The following is a 20428-nucleotide window of genomic DNA, read 5'->3' as shown; positions in this document are numbered from 1 at the left end:
CGCTGGGCACGGGTGAGTCCCGCCCGGGCGACACGGCCGTCGCTACCGGGTGGAGAAACGATTAGAAGTGAGGAGACGCGCTTACAGGTCGCGCGGCTGGACCGTCTTCCGGTCGTTCGCCTCCGCGCGTCGGGCGGCGTCCTCGAGGAGCTCCTCGACTTCCTCGTCGAGTGCGTCGTAGAAGTCCGATGCGACGTTCTTGTCCTGAAGCGCTTCCTTGACGGCTGCCTTGACGATGAGGTCTGCCATACGAGCGGTGATTCCCGCGCACCCTTTATAATACTTGCCAAATAGTCCGGCCATAGGCCCTGAGACGGTCGTGTAGGCGTAACACGAACCGAAACGGACACGTCCGTTGCCGGATGTGACCGTCGTCGAAACCACCGGACACCGGAGAGAGGTCGACGCTTGCTTGCGTTTTCCCGACCAGATACCGTCGGTACACGTCCCGCATCGGTGTCGGGCGAATCGCGCCCACAGTTTCCATCTCGGGCAAGTTTTATTCTGTTCACCACAATCACCAGTGGTGGTTGCAAACCAGAGCTTGCTATTCAGCAATTTAGTTTGTCCCTGTACGAATTTGGGTGAGAATCTGGAACAGGTATTTGGTGGTCCGAATCGTAGCGACGGGTACCGGACGCCCGTCCGACGGAACCCCACCATGCCATCGTGTGACAACTGCGGTTCCCATGTTTCGGAACAGTTCGCCCGCGTGTTCGCCGACGAACACGGAGAGATACTCGCGTGCGTCAACTGCTCGGCGAACGCGGGAATCGCCGAAGAGGCGAAGCGACGCGCACAGCAGCCCTGAAAGGACACGGTCGCCCGGTACGCGAAGCCTTTCAGTACTCCCACCTCGAACCGACCAGCCGTGAGTAGCCACCACGTCTACGTCCTCCGCTGTGCCGACGACACGCTGTACACCGGCTACACCACCGACGTCGAGCGCCGCGTCGCCGAGCACGACGCCGGCGAGGGCGCGAAGTACACCCGCGGCCGCACACCGGTCGAACTCGTCCACGTCGAGTCCTACGACGACCGCGGCACCGCGATGTCCCGCGAGTACGAGATCAAACAGCTCTCGCGGCACCGGAAAGAGCGGCTCGTCGACGACTGACTACTCGAAGCGCCGTGCTGCCGCGACGATATCCTCGCCGAGCGTCTCCAGCCGGTCCGCGATGTCGGCGTCGGTGACCGCCCGCCCGTCCGCCTCGTCGGGGTCCGGCGCGAACTTCGAGGACGCGTTCCGGATACCGACCTGCCCGGGGATGACGTGGCCGTGCACCCCGCGGACCGTGCTCCGCAGGTGCTCGAGCGTGCTGCCGTAGGAGCCCCCGCCCGCCGTCGCGACCAGCGCGACCGGCGTGTCCTCGTAGTCGTCGAAGCCGCAGTAGTCGTGGAAGTTCTTCAGCACGCCCGAGTACGAACCGTGGTACACCGGCGTCCCGAGCACGACCGCGTCGGCCACCCGGACCTGTCGCGTGTAGCGCTCGACGCCCTGGTCGTCCTCGTCGGGGTCGAACATCGGAACGTCGGCGGTCCGGAGGTCCAGCACGTCGGTGTCGGCACCCTCGGCCTCGGCCGCCCGCAGGACGTGCGCCAGCGCGCTGTGCGTGTAGCTCGTGTCGCGGAGACTGCCGGAGACGGCCAGTACCGTCGGCGAACTCGTCATTGTCCCGAACTCGGGAGTCGACGTACAAAAGCGCGTCAGTTGTCGTCGCCGGTCGAGACGGCGTCTCTCAGTCGGACTGTGCCTCGGAGTCGTCTGTTCTTGGCGCGAACACCGCGACGACCAGCAGGAGCCAGCCGGACGCCATCCCCTGGCTCACCAGGGTGACGCCACCGGTCGCGAGTGCCACGCGGAGCTGTGTGCTGAGTGCGATCACCTCCGCCGCTGTCGTCGGTCTCCGACGCAGTGCAGCGTGCGTCGGGGCGTCGGGGACGCGTCCGACGCCAGTAGCAATCACGAACGGACGCGTAAAAGAGGTGAGCGAGGCTCGGTGAAAGTGAAAGTGGAATCCGGTATCTCCCACCGTGGGCGGGCCGTTCAACGGCGCTACCGCCGGCTGAATCAGTTCCGTTCGGCGGTCCTCACTGCGACGACCTCACCCGACGAGCGACGCGAGTTCGTCCCCGACCGCGGCGACGTACTCGTCGGGCTCGTAGCCCAGCCGGGACACCCACACGTCCTGGTACGACGGATGCAGAATCGGCAGGACGGCACAGCCGAGCACCCCGGATTCGACGGGCGAGAGCACCGCGTCGAGGAAGCCGTCGAGGGCCCGGTCGTCGAACGCGAACACCGTCTCGGTGGCGTGCTTGCCGGTCGGGACGACAACCGACGGGTCGACGGCTTCGAGCTCGGTTCCGAGATGGTCCCGGCAGTTCGCCAGCTCCTCCGCGGTGGGCTCGCGGTTGCTCCCGTCGCCGTCGCAGGGGAAGCAGTTCACCGCGTTCGTGTAGAAGGCGCCGGGGAACCCCGCGTCTGCGAGCAGCCCCCGCACCCGGCGACCGGAGTGCCGGGAGGTGTAGGCCATCCCGGTCCAGTTGCCGCCCCGCCAGCTGTCGGCGTCGGGCTCGCCGCTCGCGGGGGCCTCACCGACGACGACCACGTCGGCGTCCGTCGGGCCGTTGCCCCACGCGATGCGCTCCCGGCAGTCGACGAGTGCGGGGCAGCGTTCGCAGCCGGGCTCGACGACGAGCCGGTCGTCGGGCTGGGGGAACCGGGTCACTCCAGCAGCGGCATCGCGATGCCGAAGCCGAACACGGAGACGAAGCCGACGACGATGCCGAGGCCGACGGAGTCGGTCAGCAGGGTCTCCTCCCACGCGGGCAGGGTCCCCCAGATGGCGTGGCCGACGAACTCGCCGCCGGCACCGGCGACGAACAGACCGAGGCCGAGCAGGAAGCCGACTTTCGTCAGGCGAGCGTAGTCCAGCGAGTTTCGCTGTCGCATGAACTCGTGTCCTCGGAGGGTCCTCAAAGCTTTTTCGCGCGCCACGTAGCGGCCCCGAAAGATAGATGAACGTCAGGGGGCTCCGAACAGCCATGTCGTGGACACTGCTGGAACTGCTGCCGGAACTGCTTCCCATCGCCGGCTACTCGGTCGTCGCAGGCCTGCTGACCGTGCTCGGTGTCGGTGCCGAACTGGAGAGCTGGCACACCTTCCTCACGGAGGGCCTCTCCGTGATGACGCTCTGGTACGCGTTCATGGGTGCCGCCATCCTCTACGCGGCGGTCTACCTCGTCGGCTACGAGCAGCTCCTGCCGCGCGTGCGTCGCGTCGTCGCCGAGTGATCGGCCTCCTGGGGCGGCCGTCTCGACCCTGACGACGAAAGCAAACCACTGGCGGGCGGCCACCAGACTGATGTCAACGTACCGCAAAGTTCCGACCATGCGGGAAGGGGGTCAGGAGAGCATCTTCTCCACCGACCAGGGGGAACGGACACACGAGTATCCCGAGAGCATCTTCCGGGAGGCCGAGCGGGAGATGGTCGTCATCGACGGCGGCCGGTCCTACCGACTCACCGACGACGGCTGAGGGACTGGCGGAGCGGTCGCTCCCGTCGACGCCGACATCGGACGACGCGCCGTCGTCTGCAGGACCGATTGTCCTTTAATGTCGGAGCGAGACACCTCCGACATGGAACGATTCGGGGAGGTGTCGGACCAGTACGACCCGGACGCGGTCGAGGACGGGATGTTCTCGTACTGGGACGACGTCGACGCCTACGAGCAGACGAAGGAGCACCGGGCCGACGGTGAGCGATTCTTCTTCGTGGACGGCCCGCCGTACACCTCCGGTGCGGCGCACATGGGGACGACGTGGAACAAGTCCCTCAAGGACGCCTTCATCCGCTTCTACCGGATGCAGGGCTACGACGTGACCGACCGGCCCGGCTACGACATGCACGGGCTGCCCATCGAGACGAAGGTCGAGGAGCAACTCGGCTTCGAGAACAAGAAGGACATCGAGGAGTACGGCGAGGACGCCTTCATCGAGGCGTGCAAGGAGTTCGCGAACGAGCAGCTCGAGGGCCTGCAGTCCGACTTCCAGTCCTTCGGCGTCTGGATGGACTGGGAGAACCCGTACAGGACGGTCACCCCGGAGTACATGGAGGCCGCCTGGTGGGGCTTCGACCAGGCCCACGACCGCGGCCTCGTCGAGCAGGGACAGCGCTCCATCAACCAGTGCCCGCGCTGCGAGACCGCCATCGCGAACAACGAGGTCGAGCGCCACGACGTGACCAAGCCCGCCATCTACGTGCAGTTCCCACTGGTCGGTGAGGAGGGCAGCCTCGTCATCTGGACGACGACCCCGTGGACCATCCCCGCGAACACGTTCGTCGCCGTCGAGGACGGTGCCGAGTACGCGAAGGTCCGCGCGGAACGCGACGGCGAGACGGACGTGCTGTACGTCTCCGCCAGTCAGGTCGAGACCGTCCTGAAGGCCGGGCGCTACGACGACTACGAGGTCCTCGACGAGCTCGACAGCGACGACCTCGTCGGCATGGAGTACGAGTACCCGCTGCCCGAGGAGGTGCCCGAGCACCCACAGGGCGAGGGCACGGGGCAGGTGTACACCGCCGAGTACGCCGACGCCGACGACAAGTCCGGGATGGTGCACTCCGCGCCCGGCCACGGTGAGGAGGACTTCGAGCGCGGCAGCGAGCTCGGCCTGGAGATATTCTGCCCGGTCGGCAGCGACGGCCGCTACACCGAGCTTGGCGGGACGTACGCCGGGCAGTTCGTCCGCGACGCCAACGAGAACGTCATCGCGGACCTCGACGAGAAGGGGCTCCTGCTCGCCCACGACCCGGACTACCTGGTCGAGGGCGAGGGGAAGTGCTGGCGCTGTGACACCGACATCGTCCGCCTCGTCACCGACCAGTGGTTCATCACCGTCTCGGACATCAAGGACGAACTCCTCGAGAACATCGAGGACAGCGAGTGGCACCCGCCCGACGCCCGGGACAACCGGTTCCGCGACTTCGTCGAGGGCTCGCCGGACTGGAACGTCTCCCGACAGCGCTACTGGGGTATCCCCATCCCCATCTGGACCTGCGACGACGACGGGTGCGACCACCTGAACGTCGTCGGCACGCGCGAGGAGCTCGCCGACCGCGTCCATCAGGACGTCGACCCGAACGAGGTCGACCTGCACAAGCCGACGGTCGACGACCTCACGATGGACTGCGGCGGCTGCGGTGCCGAGGCCACCCGCGTCCCCGACGTGTTCGACGTGTGGCTCGACTCCTCGGTCGCGTCGTGGGGCACCCTCGACTACCCGAGCGAGACGGACGACTTCGAGGAGCTGTGGCCCGCCGACCTCATCATGGAGGCACACGACCAGACCCGCGGCTGGTTCTGGTCCCAGCTCGGCATGGGCAGCGCCGCCCTCGGCGAGATCCCCTACGAGGAGGTGCTGATGCACGGCTGGGCGCTCATGCCCGACGGCCGCACGATGTCCAAGTCCAAGGGCATCCTCGTCGACCCGAAGGAGGTCATCGACGAGTACGGCGTCGACCCGATGCGCCTGTTCCTCCTCTCGCGCAACCCCCAGGAGGAGGACATGCGCTTCTCGTGGGACGAGATGGAGAACATGACCCGGGACCTGAACATCCTCTGGAACGTGTTCCGGTTCCCGCTCCCGTACATGCGCATGGACGGGTTCTCCCCCGACGACGTCGACGTCACCGACGCCGACACCGAGCTCGTCGACGAGTGGGTGCTCGCCCGGCTCCAGTCCGTCAAGGCGGAGATGAGCGAGCAGTGGCTGGAGCACCGCCGCCCCGACCGCGCGCTCGACGCGCTGCTCTCGTTCGTCGTCGAGGACGTCTCCCGGTTCTACATCCAGGTCGTCCGCGAGCGGATGTGGGACGAGGAGGACAGCGCGTCGAAGACGGCCGCGTACGCCACCTTCTACGCCGTCCTCAACGACGTCGTGAAGCTGCTCGCGCCGTACGCGCCGTTCGTCAGCGACCGCATCTACAACGCGCTGACCGGCGACGACGGCCACGACACCGTCCACATGTGCGACTGGCCCGAGCCCGACGAGTTCTGGGCCGACGAGCAGCTCGAGACCGACGTGGAGCTGCTCCGCGCGGTCGAGGAGGCCGGCTCGAACGCCCGCCAGCAGGCCGACCGGAAGCTCCGCTGGCCCGTCCAGCGCGTCGTGGTCGTCCCCGACGACGAGCGCGCCTACGAGGCCGTCGAGCGTCACCGGGACCTGCTCGCCGACCGACTGAACTCGCGCGAGATCGAGCTCGTCGCGCCCGAGACGGAGTGGGCCGAACTCGCCTACGCCGCCCGCGCCGACATGGGCGAGCTCGGCCCGGCCTTCGGCGACCGCGCACCCGAGGTCATGAACGCGCTCAACGAGGCCCGCATCGACGCGCCTGACCTCGACGCGCTCCGGGAAGCCGTCGGCGAACCCGACCTGGAGGAGTCGATGGTCGAGTTCGTCAGCGAGACGCCCGAGGGCGTCACCGGCAGCCGGTTCGACGTGGCCGGCGACGAGCGCGGCGTCGTCTACGTCGACGCGACGCTCACCGAGGACATCGAGAGCGAGGGCTACGCCCGCGAGGTCGTCCGCCGCGTCCAGGAGATGCGCAAGGACCTCGAACTCGACATCGACGCCGAGATCCGCCTCGAGGTCGACGTCGAAGACGAGCGCGTCGCCGACCTCGTGCGCCGCCACGAGGGCCTCATCGCCGAGGAGACCCGTGCCGAGTTCGGAAGCGTCGACGACGGCCACCGCAAGGAGTGGGCGGTCGAGGGCGTCACGATGACGCTCGCCGTCGAACCCGTCGCCGAGGCGACCGCGGACGACTGACACCCGGGCACAAGACACATCCTCTCGCCGACCGTCAGTTGGACACGATGGACCGTCGGGTCGCGCTGCTCACCGTCCTGCTCGTCTCGCTCGTCGCCGCGCCCGCCGCGACGCCGGTGTCGGAGACGTCCGACGCGGCGACGCTCGACCCCTCCAGGTCGGCATCGGACGCGATCGCGTCGAACGAAACCGTCCACGCGGCGGCGGAGACGGCCGGCCCGACGATATCGCGGACGCTCACGCTCCACCTGACGCCGGACCGGCCCGGCGAGATACGGACGGTGGTCAGCTTCGACATCCCCGAGGAGGTGACCGAGCTCGGCGTGCAGTTGCAGTCCAACGCCGACGTGCAGTCGACCGAGAACTTCGAGCGCGACGGCGGCCGGTACGTCTGGACGGGCGACGGGTCCGGCGGCTCGGTGACGTTCACCTACGACGCGAACGAGACGAGCGACATGGGCGGGCGGGCGGCACTCGCCGAGGGACTGGGTGCCACGAGCGCCGACGCGCAGGTGGCGGAGTACGCCTTCGCCGATACGGGCGACTGGGCACTCGTGCGAGCACCCAGCATGGGTGTGGATGCCAGTGGGTACTGGGAAGGTTCCCTCCGATTCGAACGGGAAGTGACGGTCGCCGGTGAGGGGACGACCGGCGGCTACATGGCCTACCTCGGCCCGATGACGACCTACAGCGAGACCGCCGACGGCCAGGAGATCACGCTCGCCGTGCCCGACGCGGCGGAGATGCGCGAATCGCCCGAGGCCGTGCTGGCCAGCCTCGCGAACGCGAGCGAACGGCTCCGGGTGGGCCAGCGCGACGAGACGGCGCTCGTCATCGCCGCACCGCGGACCGTCGACTGGTCCTCGGCCGGGCTCCAGTACGGCGACACGGACGCGTGGGTCGTCGCGGACGCACGGCTCGACCGGGCGAACAACGTCTGGCTGCACGAGTACGTCCACACGAGACAGGAGTTCCGCACGGACCGGTCGGGCCGCTGGCTGACCGAGGCGTCGGCGGACTACTACGCGGCGCTGCTGGCCTACGAGCAGGGCCACATCGGCTTCGACGCGTTCCGCGAGAAGCTCGAACGCGGGACGGCGGATCCGCAGTCGACGGCGGTACTCGCCGAGCCGGCGACCTGGAGCAACAGCGCGAACTACCTCAAGGGCGCGCTCGTCACCGGGGGCATCGACCGCGAACTCCGGACGGCGACCGACGGCGAAGCGACGTTCCAGCGGGTGCTGCGCCGGCTGAATGACCAGGAGAGCAACGTCGACAACAGCGACATCCTGGCCGCGGTCGAGGCGGTGTCGGGGTCGGACGTGCGCTCGTACGCCGACCGGTACACGACCGGGTCCGAGGCACCCGAGCCATGGTCGCGCGAGACCCACGCGGAGCTGTTCGGGCCGGTGCCCGCCTCGTTCGCGTACATGCTGGCCGACGGCTCGCCGACGGTCGCGGGTCCGTACCGGAACACGACGGTCAACATGTCGCCGACGCTGGCGGTCGGGGAGACGCTCGAGATCGGTGCCACCGTGGAGAACGTCGGCGACGGCGACGGGACCTACGAGACGCAGCTCGTCGTCGACGGCTCTGTCGAGGCGACGGAGTCAGGCGAGCTCGGCCCCGGCGAGACCGAGACGCTCGCGTTCGAACGGACGTTCGACGAGGCGGGCACCTACGACGTGCGCGTCGCCAACCGCGAGCTGACCGTGACCGTGCGCGAGCCGGCGACGCCGCGGGTGACGAGCATCGAGGCTCCCGAGTCGGTGACCGTCGGCGAGGCGTTCACCGTCCGGGCGACCGTCGACAACGAGGCGGCCTGGCCGGCCGCGGGCGACGTCTCGCTGTCGCTCGACGGCGAGGAGAGCCACACCGACACCGTCCGGCTCCCGCCCCGGAGCCGGCTCACGTACACCGGGAGGGTGACCATCAGCGAGGCCGGCGAGCACGTCGTCCGCATCGGCGGCGAGCAGGTGACAGTCACCGCCGTCGAGCCGGCGACGACGGCCGGGACGGCCGGTGACGGCGACGCGGAGGACGGCGCGACCGGTGACGGCGGTGGAGGGAGCGGCGAGTTGCCGATGCCGGGCTTCGGTGTCACCGGAGCGGTGGCGGCGCTGGTCGGTCTCCTGGCGGGAATCGGACTGCACCGGCGACAGTGAGCGGAACGTCGGTCCCGGTCGCCTACGCGAACTCGACGGTCAGCTCGCAGTGCCCGTCGCCGTCGTGCATGCAGGCGTCCTCGGAGATGGTGACCTCGTCGTCGAAGTCGTCGGCGATACCCTCGATGATGCCCTTCGCGAGGTCACAGAGCCGCCGCTCGGACTGGTACTGGACGATGTACGTGTCCTCGCTGATGCGGTCGGTCGAGACGGACGGGAGTGCGGCCTCGTCGTCGCCGGTCTCGATCTGCCGGTAGATGGCCTCGAGGTTGGCGATGACCTCCGCCGTGCCCCAGCCACGCTTGACGTGTGCCTTGAACGTGTTGAGCAGCTCCGGCGCGAGGTAGACGCCCACGTTGCGCTGGACGACCGCCTCCGAGGTGCCCGTCTGCTCGGCGACGACCGTGATCGCGTCGGTGAACTCCTCGTCCGGGTACCGCGACACCGGGAGGTAGAGCTTCGGCTCGATGCCCGCCGCCTCCAGTACCTCGTCCCAGGTCGTTCCCGGCACGTGCTCCCCGACGTACCCCTTCAGTGATTTGTGTAGTATCCCGTGCATGGCCACACCACCGCCCCGCGTAGGGAGGTTACGTACCCTACGAACGAGACGAGTTATAAAGAATCCGTGTTTTTATTCCGATAGTTCGGTCGCGACAACCGGTGCCACGGAGACCGCGCTGACCGGGCGTTCGAGCGTGTCGGTGCCGTAGACGGCCGCGACGCCGGCGCGGGCGAGCTTCGTCGGGGCGTTCCGCGCGAGCAGCGGGTGGACCGTCGTGACGTACACCCGGGCCGCATCGCGCTCGTTCAGCACGCCGATGGACTCGCTCATCGTCGACCCGGTGGCGACGATGTCGTCGACGACGACCACGTCACGGCCGGCCACGCCGGCGTCGCTGGGCGTGACCTCGACATCGGTGCCCGACCGGCGGACCTTCTCGAAGTAGTCCGTCTCGCCGCGGCCGTAGGCGTCCCGGACCGACCCGGCGAGGTCGCAGGCCCCCTCGTCCGGCGCGAGGAACAGCGGCTCCGTCAGGTCGTCGGGCAGCGGTTCGGCCAGCCGCGGCGCGGCGTCGAGCGCGACCGCGGGCGGGTCGAAGAACGCACAGACCCCCTCCTCGTGCGGGTTGACCGTCAGCACCCGGTCCGCGCCGGACGAGATGGCCCGTGCGACGGCCCGCGAGGAGACCGGTTCGCCGGGGGTGAACGCCTCGTCCTGGCGCGCGTAGCCCATGTACGGCAGCACGGTGACGACCTCGCTCGCGCCGGCTTCGCGGGCGGCGTCCTGGAGCTGGAGCAGTTCGACGAACGCGTCGCTCGTGGCCGTCGAGGCGACCACGATTGCACGCTCGGGCGACACGTCGCCGATGCGGACGAGCAGCTCCCCGTCGGGGAACCGCTCGTACTCGACGGGCGCGATGGGCTCGCCGAGTTCGGCCGCGAGTTCGGCCGCCAGCGACTGGGAGGCCGAGCCTGGGAGTATCATGTGGGAGTGCTCGCCGGCCTGCCTAATTCCACTTTCGTTATGCCGAGTGGGTCGCGTCCCGGTTCCGGGATGTTTCCCGCCCGATGGCGTCAGTTCGGCCCGACAGCCGCGACACCTGCCACGTCCGGCACGCCGAGGGACTGCGAGCGCCAGCCATCGCCGGCCGCCGCGAACACCCGTCCTTCCTCGGTCACGAGGTACGTCGTCCGGTCGTAGGCGACTCCGACGACCCCTCCCTCGGGCTGATCGGGGTAGGCGACCCACTCGCCGGCCGAGAGTGCGGCCAGTTCGTCGTCGACGACGGCGTGGGCACGTTCGGGCTCGTCGGCGTCCTCGGTACCGGTGTCGCCGCCGTCGCTGGCCACCACCGTCGCGTCGCCGGCCAGCTCGTCCAGCCAGCCGTTGCCGAGGCGGTAGAGCCCGTCGGCGGTGGCGGCTCGCGGGGTGCCGGTCGCGCTCACGTCCCGGGCGTCGTCGAGGCCGACGTGGGTGGGCTCGCCGTCGAGCCGGTAGACGCCGTCGGCGGCGGCACAGAGGTCGCCCGAGAGCGCGCGGACCTCGCCCTCGACGGAGCCGCAGTCGGTCCAGTCGCCGTCCCCGTCGACAGCGAGCCGCGAGAGGTCGCCGCCGGGGCTCGCCGCGAGAATCTCGGGTCCGTCGACCACCGAGACGGCGACCGCCGCGCCGTGGCCCGTCCCCTCAAAGGCGTCGACGTGGGTGTCCTCCCCGCCCGCGCCGACCCTGCCGACCAGCACGCCCTCGTCCGTCGCTACCGCCACCACGTCGTCACCGGCCGCCACGTCCCGTGCCGTCCCGCGCGCCGCGAGCTCGAAGCCGCCGACGCGCTCGTCCACCACGTCGACCGCGACGCAGCCGACACCGGCGGCCACGTACAGCGTCGCCTTGCGCTCGTCGCCGTCGTAGACCCGCTTCTCGTCGAGGCTGATGTCCTTCTCGGCGCTCATAGCTGAAGGTGGGTGGGCCGGGGTCGAAAACGATGCGGTCGGCGCGTCGCGAACGGAGGCGGTGGTCGACCGTCAGAGGTCGGTCGCGACGCGCAGTTCGGTGTCGGTGACGGTCTCGACGGCGTCCGCGTGGACCTCGATATCGTCCTCGTCCGCGTCGCCGAAGCCGAACCCCTGGATGAGCGCCTCCGAGATACCCGGCTCGGGCTCGACGTAGGCGACCTGTTCCTTCGGGTCGACCTCGGTGACGATGCCGATCTGTTCGCCCTCGATGTCCATGAGGTACTTGCCTTCGTCCGCAGTGGAGAGCACTGTCATCTCATCGGAACTATTGTTCTCGATATGAAATAAAGTTCCGGTTCGTCCGGTCGTGCTTCGGAATCCATTTGACGCCACCGCACTCAGACGCACCTGAATGAAGGTATTCGGATCCAGCGGGACACGCGGCGTCGCCAACGAGGCGCTGACGCCGACGTTCGTCCTCCGCGTGGCCAAGGCGGCCGGGACGGCGTGGGGTGCCGACCGGGTCGCCATCGCGCGGGACACACGGGTGACCGGCGAGATGCTCGCCGACGCGGCCGCGGCCGGGCTCACCAGCGTCGGGGTCGACGTGGACCGGCTCGGCCGCGTGCCGACGCCGGGCGCGCAGGCCTACGCCGAGCGCGAGGGCGTCCCGGCGATGATGATAACGGCCAGCCACAACCCGGCGGAGTACAACGGCGTCAAGCTCGTCGGCGACGACGGCGTCGAGCTCGCCGTCCCCGACCTCGAACGCGTCGAGGACATCTTCCTCGGCGAGACGTTCGAGCACGCGACCTGGGACGAGGTGGGCCGGAGCACCCGCGTCGAGGACGCCGCCGACCGCTACGTCGACCGCGTGCTCGCCGCGGTGGACCGCGAGACCATCGCCGACGCCGACCTGACGGTCGCGCTCGACCCCGGCCACGGCGCGGGCGCGCTCACCTCGCCCGAGTTCTTCCGCCGGCTCGGCTGTCGCGTCGTCACGGTCAACGCACAGCCCGACGGCCACTTCCCGGGCCGCGACCCCGAGCCCGTCCCGGAGAACCTCGGCGACCTCGGCGACCTCGTCCGCGCGACCGACGCCGACGTGGGCATCGCACACGACGGCGACGCCGACCGCGCCATCTTCTACGACGAGCACGGCGAGTACGTCGAGGGCGACGCCACGCTCGCCGCGCTCGCCGCCGCGGAACTCGACCCCTCGGACGTGACCGTCTCCGCCGTGAACGTCTCCCAGCGGCTCGTCGACGTGGTCGAGGAGACCGGCGCGCGCCTCGAACTCACACCCATCGGCTCGACGAACATCATCACCCGCGTCCGCGAGCTGCTCGCCGAGGGCGAGCACGTCCCGCTGGCGGGCGAGGGCAACGGGGGCATCTTCTTCCCGGACTACCACATCGCCCGCGACGGTGCCTACACCGCCGCACGCTTCCTCGAACTGCTCGCCGACGCGACCGTCAGCGAGGTCGTCGACCCCTACGGCGGCTACCACAACGTCCGCCGGAACGTCGAGTACGACCGCGAGACAGAACGCACCGCGATGCTCGCCGCCGCCGAGGAGCGTGCCGAGGCCGCCGACGCGGAGCTCGACACGAAGGACGGCTTCAGACTCGACTACGGCGACGCGTGGGTGCTCGCACGTCCCTCGGGCACGGAACCGCTCGTGCGCGTCTACGCCGAGGCGCGCGACGCCGCCCGTGCGAGCGACCTCGCCGACGGGATGTCCGAGGCCCTCGTCACGGCGAAGGAGACCGCCTGAGTCCCCTCAGTCCCACCAGTCCTCCCACCAGTCGTCCTCGTCGCCGGTTCGCTGTCGGACGTCCACGTCGACCGCACCCTGGAGCTCCAGCAGCGCGAGTCGCCCCGCGTAGCGGAACTCGGTCCGGTCCAGCACCCTCGTTCTGATGGTCTCGCCCGGCCCGTACGTCTCCGTCCGCGCGCCACGCCGGCCGATGCTCCGGCCGGTGAACCGCACCCGGAAGCGGGCGTCGTCGTCGCGAGAGGTCATGACGAGTCGGCTGGGGCGGTGGTCGTCGCGGTCGTCGTCATCGTCGTCATCGTCGTCGTCGTCCCCGTCGTAGTCCCGCGGGTCGATACGCCGGCCGTCGATCGTGATGCGCGGTGGCTCGTCGCAGTCCCACCGGATGCGTCGGATCTCCCCGTCGATGCGGAACTTGTCGCTCCCGTGTGGGTCCGTGATGCTGACGATGCGCCCGTCGACGGCCGAGTCCCGTCCGGCGTAGCTCCGGCCGTCGTCGAGGCTCACGTCGCCGTCGACCCGAACCTCGGTCCGACACACCTCGTCGGTGCGGTTCTCGATGACGAGTCGTTGCTCGTCCGTGTTCCGGTTCCGTCGGTCTCCCGTGACGGTTCCCGCGCCGAGCCCGAGCGCACCGGCCGCACCGACGATTTCGAGTGCTGTTCTGCGTCGCATAGTCGGGGCTACGCGGGACCGATATGAGACGATTATTACCAGTCAAGGCCCAGGAATGGACGGGCCGGAGACGGGGTCGTGCCCCGGCACTACCGGTCGTCGAGCGCGTCCTGCAGCGTCTCCCGCTCGCCGCGCAGCGCCGCCAGCTCGTCCGCGACCGAGCCCGAGGCCAGTCGCTCGCGTCCCTCGGCGTCGAGCTCGTCGAGCGCGACCGCCGCCGTCCGCAGTCGGTCGTACTCGTCGTCCCAGGTCAGCTCGCGTACCGTCCGCAGCGTCGCGACGACGTCCTCGTCGGCGACCCGGGAGACCAGCGTGATCCGCTCCTCGCAGCGCCGGCGCAGTTCGGCGGCGGGGCCGGGCGGCCAGTCGAGCTGGAGCGCCGAGCCGTCGAGCCGGTCGAGGTACGTCTGCCGGGTCGCGACCGCCCGCTTCAGCGCGGTCGAGTCGTCGACGTAGTGGTCCAGCTTCGACGGCGAGTAGTCCGCCAGCTCGAGCAGCCGCGGCACCGTCTCGGTGCCGGCCTCGTGGGACTCGACGTACTCCACGAGGTCCGCCGGCGGCTCCTGCACGCCCACGAGCGGGTAGTGCGCCGCACTCGCCGCGAACTCCAGCAGCTCGCGCGCGGACACGTCGGTCCGGTAGTCGGTGAAGGCCGCGACGACCGCCTCGTCGTACTCCTCGACGGGCCCGCGCAACCGCTCGACCGGCGCGTCGAGGTCCGCCTCGCCGAGTTCGAGCAGTCGTTCGTGCTCCGCGATGGCATCGGCCAGTTCCTGTAGCCGGCGCTTGGCCCCACGCTCGGCCTCCCGCAGCTCCGTGCGGGCATCACGCTCCTGCTGGCGGATCTCGACCAGCTCCCGCGCCGGCTCGAGCGCCTCCCGAGCCGCCGCGAAGTCCGACTCGGAGAGCCGGCGCTGATCCACCGCGTCGAGTGCCTCCTCGAACGCCGCCCGGCGTGGCAGGTCGTCGTCCAGCTCCTCGACCGTCGTCGCGAACTCGTCCTGGAACCGCACGAACGACTGGAAGTCGCCCGTCCCCGTCGCGGTGTCCTCGTACCGATCGAGCAGCTTCGTCGCCGAATCGTACGCCGATTCGACCGTCTCCAGCTCGTCCCGACCGTGGCGCTCGACCGCCGCCTCCGCCGACTCGACCGCCTCGCGCGCCCGCTGCAGGCGCTCGACTGCCTCACTCATACACGTCGTCGGGGTCGAACACCTGCTCGCCGACCGTCTCCCCCTCGACGGTCCGGTAGAAGCACGACCGATACCCCGTGTGGCACGCGCCGCCCGTCTGCCGGACACGATACAGGAGCGCGTCGCCGTCGCAGTCCATCCGGACCGACTCGACGGCCTGCGTGTGCCCGCTCGTCGCGCCCTTCTCCCACAGCTCGTCGCGCGACCGCGAGTAGTAGTGCGCTCGCCCCGTCTCGACGGTCCGCTCGACCGCCTCGTCGTTCGCGTACGCGAGCATCAACACCTCCTCGGAATCGACGTCCTGCGCGACGACCGGGACCAGGCCGTCGTCGCCGAAGTCGAGTTCGGACAGCGCGTCTGTCATTGTCGGAGCCTCGGCCGTCGCGGATATGGGTCTTTTCCTGTGGGTCGTTCGGGATTGGTTCGGAGACCCTGATGGTGACTCGGTTGCCGTGGGACTTTCGGCGACTCACAACAGCCAGAAAGCCCCTTTCAGTCCCCCCCACCCCGCACAGAGCTGACTCCCGGGAAAAGTTCTTCACGAATCCAGCGGACTCCACAGGTATGGAGGACTGCATCTTCTGTCAGATCGTTGCGGGCGACATCCCGAGCCGCACCGTCTACGAGGACGAGCACGCGTTCGCGTTCCTCGACGTGAACCCGCTCGCGCCGGGGCACACGCTGGTCATCCCGAAGGCACACCACGAGACGCTGGGCGACCTGCCCGACGAGGAGAGCGCGGCGCTGGCGGCGGCGGTCCACGAGGTCGCGCCGGCGGTCGAGGCGGCGATGGACGCGGACGCGACGACGGTGGCGTGCAACAACGGCGAGGCGGCGGGTCAGGAGGTGCCCCACGTCCACTACCACGTCGTGCCGCGGTACGAGGGCGACGGCTACGGCCCCATCCACGCGCTGTTCGACGGGCCGACGGACGTGAGCGACGACGAACTCGACGACATCGCCGAGGACATCGGGACGGTACTCGACTGACCGGAGCGACCCGGACATTTTTTAAGAGGTAACGGCCGAGTAATTTGTATGTTCGAACAGGACCGGTCGGCAGCCGTGGTGGGCGTCGCCGGCGGCGCGGGCGCGACGCGACTGACGGTCGAGCTGGCGACGACGCTGGCGCGCGACGGGCGCGACGTGGCGGTGTTCGACGCCGCGTTCGCCACACAGGGGCTGAGTCAGTACGTCCACGGGCGCATCGACGCGGATCTGACGCGACTGCTCACCGACGAGGACGTGACGCCGGAGGGGGCGATGGTCGACCTGCGCGTGGACACGCCGGGCGACGTGAGCGTCTGCCCGACCTACGCGCCGTTCGAGCGCATCGCCCGCGCGAAGTCCGGGGAGGCGGCCGAGCGGTTCGGCCAGGAGATCCGCGACGCGACGGTCGCCTACGACCACGTGCTCGTGGACACACCGCCGGTGGCGGACAACCCCTCCATCGCGGCGGTCAACGCGACCGACAACGTCGCGTGCGTCGTCCCGTCGTCGAAGCGGGGCGTGGACACACTCGCCCGCGTCCGGGACCGGCTGGCCGACGTCGGTGTCGAACCGCATCGGGTCGTCGTCAACCGCACAGCCGGGCCGACCGACCCCGGATCGACCCCCGTCGAGTCCGCCGACGTGGCCGTCCCCGAGAGCGAGGTGCGCGAGGTCGCGGGCGCGCCGGTCTGTGTCGACGGCGCGACCGGTCCGTTCGCCCGCCAGCTCGCGACCACGGCGGAGGCGGTGTTCGATACGCAACTCGACGTGACGTTCCCGAAGGGCGGGCTGCGCACGCGCCTCTCATCACGCTTCTGAGAGACGAAAAAATTTTACGGGAAGTTACATATCTGTTCCCGTATGGCAGTAGAATCCGCCCGCACGTCCGACGTCGGGACCGTCGGCGTGCTCTCCCGTGCGGCCGACGCCCTCTCGGCCGACCCCCGCATCCTCCTCGCCGGCGTCGCAGTGGTGGCGCTGGGGTTCGTCCCCTACGTCTCGAACGTCACCACCCCTGTCGTCGGCGGGCTCGCGGTGGTGTTGACCCACCAGGCACTCGTCGACACGCCCGTGACGGACCGGAGCTACCTCCGGCGCACCCTCTCGGCCATCGGCGCGACCGTCATCATCGCCATCATCGCCGTCTCGGTCGTCCTCGCCGGCTTCATGGTCGTCGGAGTCGTCGCGCTCGTCGGCTTCGTCTTCCCGCCGTTGCTGGTGCTCGCAGTCCTCGTCGGCATCGTCGGCGTCATCCTCCCGGTGCTGTACGTCGCGCTGCGCCTCCACCTCGCGCTCCCCGCCGCGTTCATCGACGGTGAGACCGCCACCGACGCGGTGCGCCAGAGCTGGGAGCGGGCCGGGGGCAACGTCGTGACGGTGCTCGGTGTGCAGATCGTCACCGGCCTCCTCTCGGCGGTCGGCGCGCTCCTCATCGCGTACGCCTTCGGCATCCCGTTCCCCGGCACCGTCGAGACCGGGAGCGTGTTCGGCTCCTCGGCCGAGAGCCGGGAGCTGGTCTCACAGTCCGCGATGGTGCTCCGGTACACCGCCGTCGGCTCCTCGACCGTCTCGGCGACCATCCCGAGCCCCGAGTTCCTGCTCGGCTACTCCGTCGTCGGCGGGCTGTTCACCGCGCTCAACTACAGCTCGCAGGCGGTGATGTACCGGGTGTTCGAGGACGAGCGCGTCGAGACACCGGTGACGACCTGACTCAGAGGAAGTCGTCCGCGCCGCTCATCGTCTCCGCGAGCACGTCCCGTTTCGCGACCGACGCGTCGTCCGACCGCGAAAAAACGTCCGCGACCACGTCCTCTGCACCCGGGAGCGGCTCGTGGCTCTCGACGAACGCCGCCAGTGCGAACTCGCGCTCGCTCGCGCCGCTGAGCGCCCGGGCGTCGGTGCGCGAGAGCTCGCCCGAAAGCCAGTCGCGCACCAGCGCGCGACCCTGCGGCGAGACGGGCGAGACGCCCTCGAGCCCGAGCAGGTGGAGCACCTTCGCGGCCGTCGTCGGCGCGACACCCGCCTCGTGGCCGGCCGTGTCGACCGCGCTGCCGCCGACGTAGGCGTCGACGACGGCCGCGGCAGCCTCGACCGAGCACGGCAGGTCGTCGGCGTATTCGGCCAGCCGCCCGGGCAGATCGCTCCCGGTGTCGTCGGCGACGGCGACGCCGCGGTCGCGCTGCTCGGTCGTCACGCACAGTCCATCGGCGATGTCCGCCAGCCCCATAGCTATCGGTTCGTGCGTGCCTGAATAAAAGGGTGCGGGTCGACCGCCGTCGGGAACCGCCGGTGCGTGCCGGTACCTACCGGTCACCGGTGGGTTCGAGCCCCCGTCTCGTCCGGTTCCATCCACCGACCACACCCGTTTAAATAACCTGTCGGGACGAACCTTCAGGTATGAGCAAGGCTCAGACGAGCTGTCCCGAATGCAGCGGTCACCTCCAGCGCGAGCGCGACGAGACGGTCTGTAACGAGTGCGGCCTGGTCGTCGGTGCCGACCGCATCGACCGCGGGCCGGAGTGGCGTTCGAGCACCGACGGCGAGGCCTCGGGCAAGCGGACCGGCGCGCCGCTCACGCGCTCCCGGCACGACCGCGGGCTCTCGACCGAGATCGGCTACGGGCGCGGCGAGACGACACGGCTCACGGGGCGAAAGCGCCGCTCGGTCGCCCGGATGCGCCGGCAGCACAACCGCGCCCGCACCGGCTCAAAGCGCGAGCGCAACAAGGTGTACGCCTTCACCGAGGTCCGCCGGGTCGTCGGCGCGCTGTCGCTCCCGGCGCACGTCCGCGAGCAGGCGTGTGCACTGTTCGAGTCAGCCCAGAACGAGGACCTCCTCCAGGGCCGGTCGCTGGAGGGGTTCGCCGCCGCGACGGTGTACGCCGTCTGCCGGGTGCAGAACATCTCGCGAACCATCGAGGAGGTCGTCGAACCCGCCCGCGCGACCACGAACGAGTTGAAGGCCGCCTACGACGCGCTCAACCGCGAACTCGGCCTGCCGACCGGGCCGATCGACCCCCGCGAGTACCTCGCGCGCTACGCGACCGAGCTCGGGCTCCCGACGGCGGTCGAGTCCCGTGCCCGCGAGCTGGCCGGCGAGGCGGTCGAGGACGGCACCGCGTCGGGGCGCAATCCGGGCGGCTTCGCCGCGGCGTGTCTCTACCTCGCCGCACGGGAACACGACCGCGACCTCACGCAGGCCGATGCTGCCGACGTCGCCGACGTGTCCTCGGTCACCGTCCGCGCCGGGTTCTACGCGCTCCGCGACGGGGCGGCGTGATGGCGGCCGCGAGCGCGTGGAACGACTCGGCAGCGGCCGAATCGGGCATCGTCGCCGTCACCGGCTGGCCCGCCGCGGTGGCCCGGGCGAGCGCCGCCGATTCCGGAACCGTCGTCACCGGCGCACCGAGCGCCCGCTCGACGGCCGCCCGGGGCGGGTTCGTCCCAGTCCGGTTCAGCACGACCTGTGCCAGCCCCGCGTCGAGCTCCCTGGCCAGCGCCCGCGTCCGCAGCGCGTCCGGCAACGCGAACGCGTCCGGCAGCGCGACCAGCACCGTCCGGTCGGCGGCGAGCAGCGGCATCCCCGCATCGGCAGCGAGACCGGCCGGGCAGTCCACGACCACGTCGCCGTAGGCGCGCTCGACCGCCCGCACCGCGTCGACGAGCCCCCGCACGTCGGCCGCCCGCGCACCGGCGAGCGACCGCCCACACGGGAGCAGATCGACCGGACCGCCCTCCCGGACGGCCTCGACGGCGTTCGCCCGCCCCGCGAGCACGTCGTGGAGGTCCGGACCCGTGCCGCCGGGGAGGTCCGCCATCCCGAGGTCGCCGTCGACGACGACCGCGTCGGCCACCGCGCCGAGGTTGTACGCGACGGTCGACTTGCCGACCCCGCCCTTCCCGCCCGTCACCGCGACCCTCATCGCCGCCCCCCCTCGGCCGTCGCCGTCTCGTTCTCGGCCGCGACCGGCACCGCATCGGCCGGCGGCGTCGGGTCGCCGAGCGCACGGACGACGTGCTCGGGCGTCGGCTCCGTGTGCGCCTCCTCACCGGCCACCGGCACCGTCTCCTGGACCGCCAGCACCGGCTCGTCGGGTGCAACGGGCGTCGCGAAGCCGACCCCCGTCGTCCGACCCGCTGGCACCGTCAGGGTGACCCCGCCCTCGTCCCAGCCCGCCGCCGGCACGCCCTGTCGCCGCGGCGGCCACAGCGGTCGACAGTCCGTCCGGAGCGTCACGCGTCGCGCCACGTCGCTCGCGTTCTGGACCGTCGCCGCGACGAACGTCACGCAGTCGCGTCGTTCCGTCTCCACGTCGAGTTCGACCATACCCCCTCTGGCC

General features: G+C 70.1%; 26 protein-coding genes. 11 read left to right on the top strand and 15 right to left on the bottom strand.

What is annotated here, in order from left to right:
- Positions 1-81: 81 nt before the first annotated feature.
- A complete protein-coding gene (locus NO345_RS01010; protein ID WP_089731142.1) occupies positions 82-249 on the bottom strand; it encodes a DUF1931 family protein in 168 nt (55 codons plus the stop codon).
- Between the two features lie 412 nt (positions 250-661).
- Between NO345_RS01010 and NO345_RS01005 the strand changes: the two genes are divergently transcribed.
- Together NO345_RS01005 and NO345_RS01000 are read left to right on the top strand one after the other, a co-directional pair.
- On the top strand, positions 662-811 hold the full coding sequence (locus NO345_RS01005) for a DUF7563 family protein (protein WP_256295867.1): 150 nt from the start codon (positions 662-664) through the stop codon (positions 809-811).
- A gap of 60 nt (positions 812-871) precedes the next feature.
- On the top strand, positions 872-1117 hold the full coding sequence (locus tag NO345_RS01000; RefSeq protein ID WP_256295866.1) for a GIY-YIG nuclease family protein: 246 nt from the start codon (positions 872-874) through the stop codon (positions 1115-1117).
- On the opposite strand, the gene NO345_RS00995 is transcribed toward NO345_RS01000, so the two are convergent.
- The 4 genes from NO345_RS00995 to NO345_RS00980 form a co-directional block, all read right to left on the bottom strand.
- Positions 1118-1672, bottom strand: a complete 555-nt coding sequence (locus NO345_RS00995) for an NADPH-dependent FMN reductase (protein WP_256295865.1) — start codon at positions 1670-1672, stop codon at positions 1118-1120.
- A gap of 67 nt (positions 1673-1739) precedes the next feature.
- Positions 1740-1886, bottom strand: a complete 147-nt coding sequence (locus tag NO345_RS00990; RefSeq protein WP_256295864.1) for a hypothetical protein — start codon at positions 1884-1886, stop codon at positions 1740-1742.
- A 219-nt stretch (positions 1887-2105) separates the two neighbouring features.
- Positions 2106-2732, bottom strand: a complete 627-nt coding sequence (locus NO345_RS00985; protein WP_256295863.1) for a uracil-DNA glycosylase — start codon at positions 2730-2732, stop codon at positions 2106-2108.
- Complete coding sequence (locus NO345_RS00980; protein WP_256295862.1) at positions 2729-2956, bottom strand: DUF7860 family protein; 228 nt, start codon at positions 2954-2956, stop codon at positions 2729-2731. The genes NO345_RS00985 and NO345_RS00980 overlap by 4 nt, the downstream gene beginning before the upstream one ends.
- A 92-nt stretch (positions 2957-3048) precedes the next feature.
- Between NO345_RS00980 and NO345_RS00975 the strand changes: the two genes are divergently transcribed.
- The 4 genes from NO345_RS00975 to NO345_RS00960 all read left to right on the top strand — a co-directional run bounded on the left by NO345_RS00975 (position 3049) and on the right by NO345_RS00960 (position 9000).
- Entirely contained in the window at positions 3049-3297 is a 249-nt protein-coding gene (locus NO345_RS00975) for a DUF8151 family protein (protein WP_256295861.1), read from the top strand.
- Positions 3298-3394: 97 nt separating this feature from the next.
- Positions 3395-3541: a hypothetical protein gene (locus NO345_RS00970; protein WP_256295860.1), complete on the top strand. Its 147-nt coding sequence runs from the start codon at positions 3395-3397 to the stop codon at positions 3539-3541.
- A 102-nt stretch (positions 3542-3643) separates the two neighbouring features.
- Positions 3644-6835, top strand: coding sequence for an isoleucine--tRNA ligase (gene ileS, locus NO345_RS00965; RefSeq protein ID WP_256295859.1), 3192 nt, complete (start codon positions 3644-3646; stop codon positions 6833-6835).
- A gap of 47 nt (positions 6836-6882) precedes the next feature.
- Positions 6883-9000: a CARDB domain-containing protein gene (locus NO345_RS00960; protein WP_256295858.1), complete on the top strand. Its 2118-nt coding sequence runs from the start codon at positions 6883-6885 to the stop codon at positions 8998-9000.
- A 22-nt stretch (positions 9001-9022) separates the two neighbouring features.
- Here NO345_RS00960 and NO345_RS00955 read toward each other — a convergent pair whose 3' ends face one another.
- The 4 genes from NO345_RS00955 to NO345_RS00940 all read right to left on the bottom strand — a co-directional run bounded on the left by NO345_RS00955 (position 9023) and on the right by NO345_RS00940 (position 11769).
- A complete protein-coding gene (locus NO345_RS00955; protein ID WP_256295857.1) occupies positions 9023-9559 on the bottom strand; it encodes a heme NO-binding domain-containing protein in 537 nt (178 codons plus the stop codon).
- A 72-nt stretch (positions 9560-9631) separates the two neighbouring features.
- On the bottom strand, positions 9632-10486 hold the full coding sequence (locus NO345_RS00950) for a ribose-phosphate diphosphokinase (protein WP_256295856.1): 855 nt from the start codon (positions 10484-10486) through the stop codon (positions 9632-9634).
- Positions 10487-10575: 89 nt separating this feature from the next.
- The gene (locus NO345_RS00945; protein WP_256295855.1) at positions 10576-11451 is read right to left on the bottom strand and encodes an HVO_0234 family beta-propeller protein; all 876 of its coding nucleotides are present in this window, start codon (positions 11449-11451) and stop codon (positions 10576-10578) included.
- A gap of 72 nt (positions 11452-11523) precedes the next feature.
- Positions 11524-11769, bottom strand: coding sequence for a DUF8593 domain-containing protein (locus NO345_RS00940; RefSeq protein ID WP_256295854.1), 246 nt, complete (start codon positions 11767-11769; stop codon positions 11524-11526).
- Positions 11770-11866: 97 nt separating this feature from the next.
- On the opposite strand from NO345_RS00940, the gene glmM reads away from it, so the two are divergent.
- Positions 11867-13231, top strand: coding sequence for a phosphoglucosamine mutase (gene glmM, locus NO345_RS00935; protein ID WP_256295853.1), 1365 nt, complete (start codon positions 11867-11869; stop codon positions 13229-13231).
- Between the two features lie 6 nt (positions 13232-13237).
- On the opposite strand, the gene NO345_RS00930 is transcribed toward glmM, so the two are convergent.
- From NO345_RS00930 to hisI, 3 genes are all read right to left on the bottom strand, one after another.
- On the bottom strand, positions 13238-13906 hold the full coding sequence (locus NO345_RS00930) for a hypothetical protein (protein WP_256295852.1): 669 nt from the start codon (positions 13904-13906) through the stop codon (positions 13238-13240).
- Positions 13907-13995: 89 nt separating this feature from the next.
- On the bottom strand, positions 13996-15099 hold the full coding sequence (locus NO345_RS00925) for a DUF7118 family protein (RefSeq protein ID WP_256295851.1): 1104 nt from the start codon (positions 15097-15099) through the stop codon (positions 13996-13998).
- Positions 15092-15463 carry a phosphoribosyl-AMP cyclohydrolase gene (gene hisI, locus NO345_RS00920; RefSeq protein ID WP_256295850.1) on the bottom strand — a complete coding sequence of 124 codons (372 nt, stop codon included), beginning with the start codon at positions 15461-15463 and terminating at the stop codon, positions 15092-15094. The genes NO345_RS00925 and hisI overlap by 8 nt, the downstream gene beginning before the upstream one ends.
- Positions 15464-15663: 200 nt before the next feature.
- Here hisI and NO345_RS00915 point away from each other — a divergent pair, with 200 nt between their 5' ends.
- Genes NO345_RS00915 through NO345_RS00905 form a run of 3 tightly spaced genes read left to right on the top strand, consistent with a single transcriptional unit; the run spans position 15664 to position 17799 of the window.
- Positions 15664-16089 carry an HIT family protein gene (locus NO345_RS00915; protein WP_256295849.1) on the top strand — a complete coding sequence of 142 codons (426 nt, stop codon included), beginning with the start codon at positions 15664-15666 and terminating at the stop codon, positions 16087-16089.
- Between the two features lie 48 nt (positions 16090-16137).
- Positions 16138-16908, top strand: coding sequence for a MinD/ParA family ATP-binding protein (locus NO345_RS00910; protein WP_256295848.1), 771 nt, complete (start codon positions 16138-16140; stop codon positions 16906-16908).
- 42 nt (positions 16909-16950) lie between these two features.
- Positions 16951-17799, top strand: a complete 849-nt coding sequence (locus tag NO345_RS00905) for a hypothetical protein (protein WP_256295847.1) — start codon at positions 16951-16953, stop codon at positions 17797-17799.
- Position 17800: 1 nt separating this feature from the next.
- Here the strand turns inward: NO345_RS00905 and NO345_RS00900 are convergent, their stop codons facing one another.
- Positions 17801-18316, bottom strand: a complete 516-nt coding sequence (locus tag NO345_RS00900) for a DUF7858 family protein (RefSeq protein ID WP_256295846.1) — start codon at positions 18314-18316, stop codon at positions 17801-17803.
- A gap of 170 nt (positions 18317-18486) precedes the next feature.
- Between NO345_RS00900 and NO345_RS00895 the strand changes: the two genes are divergently transcribed.
- Positions 18487-19368 (top strand): transcription initiation factor IIB, encoded by an 882-nt coding sequence (locus tag NO345_RS00895; RefSeq protein WP_256295845.1) that lies wholly within the window; start codon positions 18487-18489, stop codon positions 19366-19368.
- On the opposite strand, the gene NO345_RS00890 is transcribed toward NO345_RS00895, so the two are convergent.
- Positions 19322-20011 carry a nucleotide-binding protein gene (locus NO345_RS00890; RefSeq protein WP_256295844.1) on the bottom strand — a complete coding sequence of 230 codons (690 nt, stop codon included), beginning with the start codon at positions 20009-20011 and terminating at the stop codon, positions 19322-19324. The genes NO345_RS00895 and NO345_RS00890 overlap by 47 nt on opposite strands.
- Positions 20008-20415, bottom strand: coding sequence for a DUF7857 domain-containing protein (locus tag NO345_RS00885; protein ID WP_256295843.1), 408 nt, complete (start codon positions 20413-20415; stop codon positions 20008-20010). Before NO345_RS00885 ends, NO345_RS00890 begins: the two co-directional genes overlap by 4 nt.
- Positions 20416-20428: the final 13 nt, after the last annotated feature.

Source organism: Haloarchaeobius salinus (assembly GCF_024464185.1).
Taxonomy (GTDB): Archaea; Halobacteriota; Halobacteria; order Halobacteriales; family Natrialbaceae; genus Haloarchaeobius; species Haloarchaeobius salinus.
This window is presented reverse-complemented; position numbering and strand designations above follow the sequence as displayed.

What these genes read in the sequence shown, in the direction of transcription:
- NO345_RS00980 (WP_256295862.1), bottom strand. Translation starts at nt 2,956, where the DNA reads ATGCGACAGCGAAACTCGCTGGACTACGCTCGCCTGACGAAAGTCGGC.
- NO345_RS00975 (WP_256295861.1), top strand. Translation starts at nt 3,049, where the DNA reads ATGTCGTGGACACTGCTGGAACTGCTGCCGGAACTGCTTCCCATCGCC.
- NO345_RS00945 (WP_256295855.1), bottom strand. Translation starts at nt 11,451, where the DNA reads ATGAGCGCCGAGAAGGACATCAGCCTCGACGAGAAGCGGGTCTACGAC.
- NO345_RS01005 (WP_256295867.1), top strand. Translation starts at nt 662, where the DNA reads ATGCCATCGTGTGACAACTGCGGTTCCCATGTTTCGGAACAGTTCGCC.
- ileS (WP_256295859.1), top strand. Translation starts at nt 3,644, where the DNA reads ATGGAACGATTCGGGGAGGTGTCGGACCAGTACGACCCGGACGCGGTC.
- NO345_RS00895 (WP_256295845.1), top strand. Translation starts at nt 18,487, where the DNA reads ATGAGCAAGGCTCAGACGAGCTGTCCCGAATGCAGCGGTCACCTCCAG.
- NO345_RS00900 (WP_256295846.1), bottom strand. Translation starts at nt 18,316, where the DNA reads ATGGGGCTGGCGGACATCGCCGATGGACTGTGCGTGACGACCGAGCAG.
- NO345_RS00890 (WP_256295844.1), bottom strand. Translation starts at nt 20,011, where the DNA reads ATGAGGGTCGCGGTGACGGGCGGGAAGGGCGGGGTCGGCAAGTCGACC.
- NO345_RS00910 (WP_256295848.1), top strand. Translation starts at nt 16,138, where the DNA reads ATGTTCGAACAGGACCGGTCGGCAGCCGTGGTGGGCGTCGCCGGCGGC.
- NO345_RS00950 (WP_256295856.1), bottom strand. Translation starts at nt 10,486, where the DNA reads ATGATACTCCCAGGCTCGGCCTCCCAGTCGCTGGCGGCCGAACTCGCG.
- NO345_RS00925 (WP_256295851.1), bottom strand. Translation starts at nt 15,099, where the DNA reads ATGAGTGAGGCAGTCGAGCGCCTGCAGCGGGCGCGCGAGGCGGTCGAG.
- NO345_RS00970 (WP_256295860.1), top strand. Translation starts at nt 3,395, where the DNA reads ATGCGGGAAGGGGGTCAGGAGAGCATCTTCTCCACCGACCAGGGGGAA.
- NO345_RS00995 (WP_256295865.1), bottom strand. Translation starts at nt 1,672, where the DNA reads ATGACGAGTTCGCCGACGGTACTGGCCGTCTCCGGCAGTCTCCGCGAC.
- NO345_RS00905 (WP_256295847.1), top strand. Translation starts at nt 16,951, where the DNA reads ATGGCAGTAGAATCCGCCCGCACGTCCGACGTCGGGACCGTCGGCGTG.
- NO345_RS00960 (WP_256295858.1), top strand. Translation starts at nt 6,883, where the DNA reads ATGGACCGTCGGGTCGCGCTGCTCACCGTCCTGCTCGTCTCGCTCGTC.
- NO345_RS01010 (WP_089731142.1), bottom strand. Translation starts at nt 249, where the DNA reads ATGGCAGACCTCATCGTCAAGGCAGCCGTCAAGGAAGCGCTTCAGGAC.
- glmM (WP_256295853.1), top strand. Translation starts at nt 11,867, where the DNA reads ATGAAGGTATTCGGATCCAGCGGGACACGCGGCGTCGCCAACGAGGCG.
- NO345_RS00915 (WP_256295849.1), top strand. Translation starts at nt 15,664, where the DNA reads ATGGAGGACTGCATCTTCTGTCAGATCGTTGCGGGCGACATCCCGAGC.
- NO345_RS00885 (WP_256295843.1), bottom strand. Translation starts at nt 20,415, where the DNA reads ATGGTCGAACTCGACGTGGAGACGGAACGACGCGACTGCGTGACGTTC.
- NO345_RS00955 (WP_256295857.1), bottom strand. Translation starts at nt 9,559, where the DNA reads ATGCACGGGATACTACACAAATCACTGAAGGGGTACGTCGGGGAGCAC.
- hisI (WP_256295850.1), bottom strand. Translation starts at nt 15,463, where the DNA reads ATGACAGACGCGCTGTCCGAACTCGACTTCGGCGACGACGGCCTGGTC.
- NO345_RS00930 (WP_256295852.1), bottom strand. Translation starts at nt 13,906, where the DNA reads ATGCGACGCAGAACAGCACTCGAAATCGTCGGTGCGGCCGGTGCGCTC.
- NO345_RS00940 (WP_256295854.1), bottom strand. Translation starts at nt 11,769, where the DNA reads ATGACAGTGCTCTCCACTGCGGACGAAGGCAAGTACCTCATGGACATC.